This window comes from Microbacterium sp. PF5, from assembly GCF_004794315.1.
GTDB classification, from domain to species: domain Bacteria; phylum Actinomycetota; class Actinomycetes; order Actinomycetales; family Microbacteriaceae; genus Microbacterium; species Microbacterium sufflavum.
In genome coordinates, this window is record NZ_SSDQ01000017.1 from 1 (window position 1) to 5,369 (window position 5,369).

6 protein-coding genes and 1 pseudogene are annotated in these 5,369 nt (G+C 73.6%); 5 read left to right on the plus strand and 2 right to left on the minus strand.

Annotation, left to right across the window (positions count from 1 at the left end; genetic code table 11):
• From DW297_RS00180 to DW297_RS00200, 5 genes and pseudogenes are all read left to right on the plus strand, one after another.
• Positions 1–180: pseudogene (locus DW297_RS00180) on the plus strand (ABC transporter ATP-binding protein); the annotation flags it as partial.
• A 2-nt stretch (positions 181–182) separates the two neighbouring features.
• The gene (locus DW297_RS00185) at positions 183–938 is read left to right on the plus strand and encodes an ABC transporter permease (protein ID WP_136028501.1); all 756 of its coding nucleotides are present in this window, start codon (positions 183–185) and stop codon (positions 936–938) included.
• A 29-nt stretch (positions 939–967) separates the two neighbouring features.
• Entirely contained in the window at positions 968–2,164 is a 1,197-nt protein-coding gene (locus DW297_RS00190) for a sensor histidine kinase (RefSeq protein WP_136028502.1), read from the plus strand.
• Positions 2,158–2,793, plus strand: a complete 636-nt coding sequence (locus tag DW297_RS00195; RefSeq protein WP_136028503.1) for a response regulator transcription factor — start codon at positions 2,158–2,160, stop codon at positions 2,791–2,793. The genes DW297_RS00190 and DW297_RS00195 overlap by 7 nt, the downstream gene beginning before the upstream one ends.
• Before the next feature lie 91 nt (positions 2,794–2,884).
• The gene (locus tag DW297_RS00200) at positions 2,885–3,265 is read left to right on the plus strand and encodes a VOC family protein (RefSeq protein ID WP_136028504.1); all 381 of its coding nucleotides are present in this window, start codon (positions 2,885–2,887) and stop codon (positions 3,263–3,265) included.
• Positions 3,266–3,386: 121 nt separating this feature from the next.
• Here the strand turns inward: DW297_RS00200 and DW297_RS00205 are convergent, their stop codons facing one another.
• Together DW297_RS00205 and DW297_RS00210 are read right to left on the minus strand one after the other, a co-directional pair.
• Positions 3,387–4,235 carry a PhzF family phenazine biosynthesis protein gene (locus tag DW297_RS00205; protein ID WP_136028505.1) on the minus strand — a complete coding sequence of 283 codons (849 nt, stop codon included), beginning with the start codon at positions 4,233–4,235 and terminating at the stop codon, positions 3,387–3,389.
• 25 nt (positions 4,236–4,260) lie between these two features.
• On the minus strand, positions 4,261–5,369 hold a 1,109-nt coding region (locus DW297_RS00210), incomplete at its 5' end, for a thiamine pyrophosphate-dependent enzyme (RefSeq protein WP_136028506.1).

Consider the following 5,369-nt stretch of genomic DNA (forward strand, 5'->3'; position numbering starts at 1 on the left):
CTCGCCGCGGTGGCCGCCGCCGAGGGCGTGACCGGGGTGCGCCGGGACGGGGACCGCCTCAGCCTGCGCGCGACCGACTCCGACGCGGCCGCCCGGATCCTGCTCGACGGCGGTGCGCACGACCTGGAGATCGCCGCGCCCACGCTCGAGACCGCCTTCACCGCTCTCACGGAGGACTGACCATGCTCGTCTCACCCACCATGCTGCGCATCGAAGGCGTCCGCCAGCTGCGCAACCCGTACACCCTCGCGTTCACCCTGGCGATGCCCGTCGCCATGTATCTGCTCTTCGGGGCGGGCATGGGCTACGGCACCCTGTCCGCGGGGAACGGCAACGTCTCCTTCTACGTCATGACGTCGATGGCCGCCTACGGCACGGCGGTCGCGATGAGCTCGCTCACGTCTCTCGCCGCCACCGAGGCCAAGCAGGGGTGGGGGCGCCAGCTGGCGATGACCCCGCTCACCACGGCGGGGTACGCGCTCACGAAGCTGCTGACCGCGGTGTCGTTCGCGGCTCTGGCCCTCGTGGCCGTGTTCGTCGCCGGCATGCTCACCGGCGCAGAGGTCGAGGACGGGTGGCGCTGGGCCGCGACCGCCGGCATCATCCTCGGCATCGGCCTCATGTACGGGCTCTTCGGTCTCGGTGTCGGCCTGTTCTTCAGCTCCGACTCGGCCGCCGCCCTCGCGTCCATCTCGATGACGTTCTTCGCGTTCTTCGGCAACGTGTTCATGCCGCTCGACGGGGTGATGCTCGACATCGCCCGCTTCACGCCGCTCTACGGCTTCGTCGCGCTGAGCCGCTGGCCGCTCACCGAGGGCGTGCTGACGACCGGGCAGACCGACCCGCTGTGGATGCTCTTCCTCAACGTGGCCGTGTGGCTCGCGGTGTTCGCGGTGCTGGTCGCGATGGGCATGCGGCGCTCCCGGGCGCGGCAGTGACCCGCGCCGGCCGACAGTAGGTTGGACGGATGACGCAGCGCACGCAGCGGGAGCGCTCCGGCAGCCCCCGAGCCTCCCGCGACGCCCTCCGGTCCGGCGCGGCCGGAGCTCCGGTCGCGTCGCCGCCTCCCGGCGCCGCGGACCGCTCCGGGAAGGAGCCGTGGGCACGGTTCGGATGGCTGATGGCCGTCATCTGGCTCGTGTTCCTGGTGTACCCGGTGATCGCCCTGCTGCACTCGACCGCACCGCTCGGGTGGGTCGTCACCGGCTGGGTGGCGCTCGTCGCCTTCATCGTCCTGTACGTCACGGGGTTCCTGCACGGCATGCGCGGCGGCGGAGGGCTCGGGCGGCCCCCGACGCCGCGCCAGTGGATCACCTTCGCGCTGCTCATCGCGTGCGCACTCGTGACCGTGCCGGCGGTCGGCGGTTCGGCGCTGAGCTTCCTTCCGTTCATCATGTCGTTCGCGTCGTACGGCCTCACCCGGGTGTGGCACTGGATCGCGACCGTGGCGGCGGTCGTGGTCGCCGCGGGGTGCGTGCTGCTCATCCCCGGCAACTTGACGTACGCGTCGGTCCTGGCGATCGTGGCGCTGCTCGGGGTCGTCAACACGGTGTCGACCTGGCTGATCCTGCGCTCTGCCGAGGCGGAGCGCCTCGGACTGGAGCTGGCGACGAGCGAGGGGCGCGAGGCGGTCGCACGCGACGTGCACGACCTCATCGGCCACTCGCTGACCGTCGTCGGCCTCAAGGCCCAGCTCGCGCGACGCCTGATGGACACGGACCCCGAGCGGGCGCGGGCCGAGCTCGCCGACATCGAGCGCCTGACCGCGGAAGCCATCGCGGGCGTGCGGCAGACCGTCTCGGGGGTGCGTGCGACCACGCTGATCGAGCAGCTCGCCGCGACGGGGGACTCCCTGCGCGCGGCCGACATCCGGCTCGAGACCACGGGCGGGCCCGAGGCGCTCTCGCCCGCGCAGGCCATCACCGCGAGCTGGATCCTGCGCGAGGCGACCACGAACGTCCTGCGTCACGCGCGAGCCGACACGGTTCGGGTGCTGCTCGCGCCGGGGCGGGTGGTCGTGGAGGACGACGGCATCGGCTGCGCCTCCCGCGCCGTCGACGGCAACGGCGTCCGCGGGATGCGCGAGCGCGCCGCGGCCGCGGGAGCGTCGTTCTTGATCGGACCCGCGGGGGCGTCGGGCACGCGGGTGGAGGTGACGTGGTGAACGCGGACACGGGAGCGGGCGACAGCATCCGGCTGCTGATCGCGGACGATCAGGCTCTCGTGCGCGGCGCGCTCGCGGCCCTGCTCGACCTGGAGGCCGACCTGACCGTGAGCGGCATGGCGTCGGACGGAGCGGAGGCGGTGCGGCTGGCGGCCGAGGTGCGTCCCGACGTGTGCCTGATGGACATCCAGATGCCGGGCGTGGACGGGGTCGAGGCGACGCGGCGGATTCGTGAGGTCAGCCCGGGCACGCGGGTGCTCGTGGTGACCACGTTCGCCAGGCCCGGGTACCTGCGGTCGGCCCTCGACGCGGGCGCGAGCGGCTTCATCGTGAAGGACACTCCCGCGGAGGATCTCGCCGAGGCCGTGCGCCGCGTGCACTCCGGGCTGCGGGTGCTCGACCCCGCGCTCGCCGAGGAGAGCCTTTTCGACGGGGCGAATCCACTCAGCGACAGGGAGCGACAGGTGCTGCGGCTCGCCGCGGACGGCCGATCCGCCGCCGCCATCGCCGCGGAGGTCTTCCTGTCGGCGGGCACGGTGCGCAACCATCTGTCGGCTGCGATCGGCAAGACCGGTGCGGTCAACCGGGCGCAGGCGGTGCGCATCGCCTCGGACAAGGGCTGGATCTGACGCGGACCCTGCCGCGGCGGCGGCGGGTGTCGGTGCCCCGGCGTACCGTGAGCCGCGACGGGCGAGGGAGCCCGGACAGGAGGAGTGCGTGATGGAGTGGAAGATCGAGCTCATCTTCGTGCCCGTGTCGGACGTCGACCGGTCGAAGGAGTTCTACGAGAGGGTCGGCTTCCACGCCGACGGGGACCACACGCCGACGGAGGGGCTGCGGTTCGTGCAGATGACGCCGCCCGGGTCGGCCTGTTCGATCGCGTTCGGCACGGGCCTCGGCGTCGCGCTGGAGCCCGGGCAGCAGAACTCGATCCAGGTGGTCGTGCCGGATGCCGACGAGGCGCTGGCTCATCTGCGCGGTCTCGGCGTCGAGGCGCGCGGGGTGCAGGAGCTCGACTGGGGGCGGTTCGTGTCGTTCGACGACCCCGACGGCAACACCTGGACCCTGCAGGAGCTCCCGGACTACAGCGCGCAGGGCTGAGGGACACGCGCGTCTCGGCGCGTGCGCGGGTTCGCGTCGCGGGCACGGGACGTCCGGGCGGCCGACCCGTGCCCTCCACAGCACGTCGAACGCTCGAAGCGCGCCGGGCGGGGAGAGGGCGTCACCCGATCCGCACCGCGCCGCCGGAGACGAGGATGCCGCCCGTCGCGGGCACGGCCACGCGCAGTTCGCTGGGGCGTCCGACATGGGCGCCCTGGCGGATGCGCACGCTGTCGCCGGGGAAGCCCTGGGCGCGCAGGTACGCGCCGACCGAGGCCGCCGCGGAACCCGTCGCCGGATCTTCCGTGATGCGCCCGACCGGGAACAGGTTGCGGGCCTCGATGTCGGCCGGATCCTCGGCGTGCAGCACGGTCACCGTGCCGAGCCAGCCCTGCTCGCGCATGAGGGCGGCGACCGCGGCCGGGGCGAAGCGGAACTGGTGGAACAGCTCACGGTCGGCGACGAAGACGATCGGGTGCCAGTTGCCCGCGAACGCCTCCCGCACGGGGAAGCGGGGGTCGACGTCGTCCGCGGTCATCCCGAGCAGCCCGAGCAGCCGGTCGCGCACCACCGGGTCGAGGTCGCGCACCTGCGGCTCGACGCTCGTGAACGACACCGTCACCTGCCCGTCCGCGTCGGCGAACGACTCCATCGTCACGGCACCGGCGGCCGTTTCGAACACCACCGTGCCCGGGCCGTCGCGCTCCGCCAGCGCCACCGCGGTCGCCACCGTCGCGTGACCGCAGAAGGGGACCTCCGCGGCCGGCGACCAGTACCGCACCCGCAGCCGCGCCCCGTCATCGGAGGCGCCGGTCACGAACGCGGTCTCGGAGTAGCCGACGTCGGCCGCGATCCGCTGCATCTCCGCATCGTCGAGGCCTCCGGCGTCGAGCACCACCCCCGCGGGGTTGCCGCCGTCCGGCGTCGCCGCGAACGCGCTGAAGCGGAGGATCTCGGGGGCATCCGTCATGGGGCGAGCCTAGCGGCGGGCCCTGTCAGGAGTTCACGCGGATGATCTCCTGCTGATACGGGGCGATCACGTCGCCGGAGATGCGCAGGTCGACGACGAGGAAGCGGCGCGTCGCCGGATCCTCGGCGGTCCACGCGGCGAGCCGGTCGAGGTCGGCCAGCGTGCGCACCACCAGCCCCTCCGCCCCGACCGCGGCACCGAACGCCGCGAAGTCGACCTCGGGGATGCGCATCGGCGCCTCGGCGAGTCCCTTCAGGCCGTAGAGGTTGACCTCGGCGCCGTAGGCCGCGTCGTTCCACACGACCGCCAGCCCGCGGCCACCCGCGGCGCGGACGGCCGACTCCAGGTCGGCGATCGCCATCAGCCCGCCACCGTCGCCCGAGGTCAGCACGATCGTCGAGTCCCGGCGGGCCAGGGCGGCGCCCACCACGCTCGGCCAGCCCTGACCGATCGACTGGAACGCCGTGCCGACCATCATCATACGGTCGGGCGCCGGGACCGGCCAGTACATGTTCGCCCAGCCGATGAAGTGCCCGCCGTCCGACACCACCACGCGGTCCTCCGGCAGCAGCTCGGCGATGCGGCGCGCGGCCGAGCGAGGGTCGAGGCGTCCGTCTGGCGCGAGCTCGTCACCGGCGTCGTACGTGCGCGCGGCTGCGACATCGACGCTCTCGCGCCACGGACGGCCGGGCGTCGCGTGCTCCACCGCGGAGCCGGTGCCGGAGTGCCGGCTCTCGTCGCCGAGGTCGTCCCCGGCGGCCGGGGGAGTGGCGCCGGTGAGCCGTGTCACGAGCGCCTCGGCGGCGAGCCGCGCGTCGGCCCGCACGAACCCGCCGACGTGGGCGTGCGTCGCGGCCGGGGCGACGTCGATCTGGAACACCCGCGTGCCCGGGGCGAACAGCTCGCCGAACCGCATCGTGAACTGGTTGAGCGAGGCACCGAAGACCACGGCGACGTCGGCCGTGCGCACGAGCTGCATGGCCCCGTCGGCTCCGAACCCGCCCGTCACGCCCAGGTCGTACCGCGACTCGGGGAAGACGCCGCGACCGAGGGCGGACGAGGCGGTGAGCGCACCGGTCAGGGCGGCCAGCTCGCCCAGGGCGGCGCCCGCTCCGGCGAGCCACGCGCCGCCCT